A 4,333-nucleotide genomic window follows, 5' to 3' on the forward strand; every position below is an offset into this window, starting at 1 on the left:
TTGCCCTTGTAGCGGATCTTCTTGTACTTGCCGCAGTGGCACTCCCAGTCCTTGGTGGGCCCGAAGATGCGCTCGCAAAACAGCCCGTCCCGCTCGGGCTTCAGGGTGCGGTAGTTGATGGTCTCCGGCTTTTTCACCTCGCCATAGGACCACTCCCGAATCTGCTCCGGAGAGGCCATGCCGATTTTAATGGCGTCAAAGGCGATGTTCCCGCCGGTTTTGTGATCGGTCATATTGCGCGTTCCTCCTTCAATGCTCCGGATATACGGTATCGTTCACGAACGCATCACTCGTCGTCCATGTCCTCGTCGTCGTCAAAACCGGCGTCGATGTCCGCGCCCGCGTCGTCGGGGGCGTCCTCAATGTCATAGCCGGACTCCTGGAACTCGTCCTCGGTATAGGTGTTGCGGCTCCGCTCGTCGTCGGCGTCCATCCGGGCGAGGTTGAAGGTGTCCATGGCGTCCTCGTCCTCCCGCAGCTCGATGGGGTTGCCCGCGGCGTCCAGCCCCTGGATGTCCAGGCACAACGACTGGAGCTCCTTCACCAGGACCTTGAAGGACTCGGGCACGCCGGGCTGGGGCACGTTGTGGCCCTTGACGATGGCCTCGTAGGTGCGGACACGGCCGGTGGTATCGTCGGACTTGACGGTCAGGATCTCCTGCAGGGTATAGGCTGCGCCATAGGCCTCCAGGGCCCAGACCTCCATCTCGCCGAAGCGCTGGCCGCCGAACTGGGCCTTGCCGCCCAGGGGCTGCTGGGTGACCAGGGAGTAGGGGCCGGTGGAACGGGCGTGGATCTTATCGTCCACCAGGTGGTGCAGCTTCAGGAAGTAGACGTAGCCCACGGTGACCTTGTTGTCAAAGGGCTCGCCGGTGCGGCCGTCGTACAGCACGCTCTTGCCCTCGGGGTCCAGGCCGGCCTCTTCCAGCATGGCCTTGATGTCCTCCTCCCGGGCGCCGTCGAAGATGGGGGTGGCCACCTTGCAGCCCAAGGCGTGGGCGGCATAGCCCAGATGGACTTCCAGCACCTGGCCGATGTTCATACGGGAGGGCACGCCCAGGGGGTTCAGCACGATATCCAGCGGGGTGCCGTCGGGCAGGAAGGGCATATCCTCCTGGGGCAGGACCCGGGAGACGACGCCCTTGTTGCCGTGACGGCCCGCCATCTTGTCGCCCACCTGGATCTTGCGGCGCTGGGCGATATACACCCGGACCACCATGTTCACGCCGGGGCCAAGCTCGTCGCCGTTCTCACGGGTGAAGACCTTGGTGTCCAGCACGATGCCGCTCTCGCCGTGGGGGACCTTCAAAGAGGTGTCCCGGACCTCCCGGGCCTTCTCACCGAAGATGGCCCGCAGCAGGCGCTCCTCGGCGGTGAGGTCGGTCTCGCCCTTGGGGGTGACCTTGCCCACCAGGATGTCGCCGGACTTGACCTCGGCGCCCACGCGGATGATGCCGTTCTCGTCCAGGTCCTTCAGGGCGTCCTCGCCCACGTTGGGGATGTCCCGGGTGATCTCCTCGGGACCCAGCTTGGTGTCCCGAGCGTCCAGCTCGAACTCCTCGATGTGGATGGAGGTGTACAGGTCCTCCCGGACCAGGCGCTCGTTCAGCAGAACGGCGTCCTCGTAGTTGTAGCCCTCCCAGGTCATGAAGCCCACCAGGATGTTACGGCCCAGGGCGATCTCGCCCTGATCGGTGGCGGGGCCGTCCGCCAGGACGGTGGGGTCCTCCCACTCGCCGTTCTCATTCAGGCGCTTGCCGTGTACCCGCTCGCCCACGTCCACGATGGGACGCTGGTTGATGCAGGTGGTGTGGTTGGAGCGCAGGTACTTGGTCAGCTTGTATTCCTTGGTCTCGCCGCTGTCATACTTCACGGTGACATGGCGGGCGTCCACGGAGGTGACCACGCCGTCGCCCTCGGCCAGGATGACGATCTCGGAGTCGATGCAGATCTTGTGCTCCATACCGGTGCCCACGATGGGGGCCTCCGGCCGCAGCAGAGGCACGGCCTGGCGCTGCATGTTGGCGCCCATCAGGGCGCGGTTGGCGTCGTCGTTGGGCAGGAAGGGGATCATGGCGGTGGCGATGGAGACCATCATGCGGGGGCTGACGTCGATATAGTCCACCAGCTCCTTATCCACTTCCACGATCTCGTCCCGGTGACGGGCGGTGATACGGGCGTTGATGAGGCAGCCGTTCTCGTCCACCGGCTCGGCGGCCTGGCCGACGATGTAGTTATCCTCCTCGTCGGCGGTCATATAGGTGATCTCACCCGCCACCTTGCCGGTGGCCTTATCCACCGCGCGGTAGGGCGCCTCGATGAAGCCGTACTCATTGATGCGGGCATAGGTGGCCAGATAGGAGATCAGGCCGATATTGGGACCTTCGGGGGTCTCGATGGGGCACATACGGCCATAGTGGCTGTAATGCACGTCGCGGACCTCCATGTTGGCGCGCTCGCGGCTGAGGCCGCCGGGGCCCAGAGCGGACAGGCGGCGCTTGTGGGTCAGCTCGGCCAGGGGGTTGGTCTGGTCCATGAACTGGCTCAGGGGGCTGGAGCCGAAGAACTCCTTGATGGCGGCGGTGACGGGCCGGATGTTGATCAGGCTCTGGGGGGTGACGATATCCAGGTCCTGGATGGTCATGCGCTCCCGGATGACGCGCTCCATGCGGCTGAAGCCGATGCGGAACTGGTTCTGCAGCAGCTCGCCCACGCAGCGCAGGCGGCGGTTGCCCAGGTGGTCGATATCGTCCTTGACGGAGATGCCCCGGGCCAGGCCGTTCATATAGTTGATGGAGGTCAGGATATCGTCGATGATGATGTGCTTGGGCACCAGGTCGTCCTTGTGCAGTCTGATCTGATCCTTCAGCTCCTCGCCGGTGTACTGGCCCAGCAACTCCTGGAGTACCTCATAACGGACCCGCTCCTTGATGCCGCACTCGGCCAGGGGATCGAAGTCCACATAGTGGGACAGATCGCACATCTTGTTGGAGAACACCCGCAGGGGCGCGCCCTCCACGTCGATGGTGACCTCCGCCACGCCGACGGTGTCCAGCAGGCGGGCCTCCTCCTTGCTCAGCAGGTGGCCCTCGTCAAACAGCAGCTCGCCGGTGGCGGGGTCCGCCACCGGGCAGGCCAGCTTGTGGCCGGTGACCCGCTGCCACAGGGACAGCTTCTTATTGAATTTGTAGCGGCCCACGACGGACAGATCGTAGCGCCGGGCGTCGAAGAACAGGTTGTTCATCAGGGTCTCCGCGGCCTCCACCGTGGGGGGCTCGCCGGGACGCAGCTTGCGGTAGATCTCCAGCATGGCGTCCTCGTAATTCTTGCAGGGATCCTTCTCCAGGGTGGCCACGATCCGGGGATCGTCGCCGAAGCGGTCCAGGATCTCCGCGTCGGTCCGCAGGCCCAGGGCGCGGATCAGGCAGGTGATGGGGAGCTTCCGGTTCTTGTCGATCCGGACCCAGAACACCTCGTTGGAGTCGGTCTCATACTCCAGCCAGGCGCCCCGGTAAGGGATGACGGTGGAGGTCAGGATGGGCAGGTCGGTCTTGATGTCCAGCTCCTTGCCGTAATACACGCCGGGAGAACGGACGATCTGGGAGACCACCACGCGCTCCGCGCCGTTGATGACGAAGGTGCCAGAGTGGGTCATCAGGGGGAAGTCCCCCATGAAGATCTCCTGCTCCTTGATCTCCTCGGTCTCCTTGTTGCGCAGACGGACCTTCACCTTCAGGGGGGCGGCGTACGTGGCGTCCCGGGCCTTGCACTCCTCCACGTCGTACTTGGGGTCCTCGTCCATCTTGTAGTCGATGAAGGTCAGCTCCAGGTTGCCCTGGTAGTCCGTGATCGCGCCCACGTCGTTAAAGACCTCCCGCAGGCCGGTGTCCAAAAACTCCTGGTAAGACGTCTTCTGGATCTCCAGAAGGTTCGGCATGGGAACGACTTCCTCATACCGGGCAAAGTTCTTACGAAGGGTCTTTCCGTAATACTTGTCTTTGGCCATCTTCTCATTCACCTTTCTTCTGTCCCCTCCGCCCTGTCCGGCGGCGGGGACAAGTTGTTTGTTTCAAAAGCGGCAGGAATTACGACACGCTAGGCGCTGTTGTTAAAAATCTTTCTTCCTGCTCTTGCATTGTCATGGGAAATGTGCTATCTTATACGTAGTTCATAAGAATGGCGGAATATCCTCCGTCATCATATAAGCGATTTATTTTACCATAGGATTCCTATGGTGTCAAGGTGTTTTTCTGTGCAGGGAGTGTCCAAACACGCAGTTAAAGGAAGTCAAAGAGAGAAAATGGCACAGCAATCCCTGGATGTTTGGAGCGAT

Annotated in this window: 2 protein-coding genes; both read right to left on the minus strand. The window is 62.5% G+C overall.

The features are described 5' to 3' along the window. On the minus strand, positions 1–233 hold a 233-nt coding region (locus Q0Z71_RS17000), incomplete at its 3' end, for a hypothetical protein (protein WP_298025378.1). Between the two features lie 53 nt (positions 234–286). Continuing rightward, positions 287–4,006: a DNA-directed RNA polymerase subunit beta gene (gene rpoB, locus Q0Z71_RS17005; RefSeq protein WP_298025381.1), complete on the minus strand. Its 3,720-nt coding sequence runs from the start codon at positions 4,004–4,006 to the stop codon at positions 287–289. Between the last annotated feature and the right edge of the window lie 327 nt (positions 4,007–4,333).

Origin of the sequence: uncultured Dysosmobacter sp. (assembly GCF_947631635.1) — a bacterium.
Classification (GTDB): Bacteria; Bacillota; Clostridia; order Oscillospirales; family Oscillospiraceae; genus Oscillibacter.

What these genes read in the sequence shown, in the direction of transcription:
- rpoB (WP_298025381.1), bottom strand. Translation starts at nt 4,006, where the DNA reads ATGGCCAAAGACAAGTATTACGGAAAGACCCTTCGTAAGAACTTTGCC.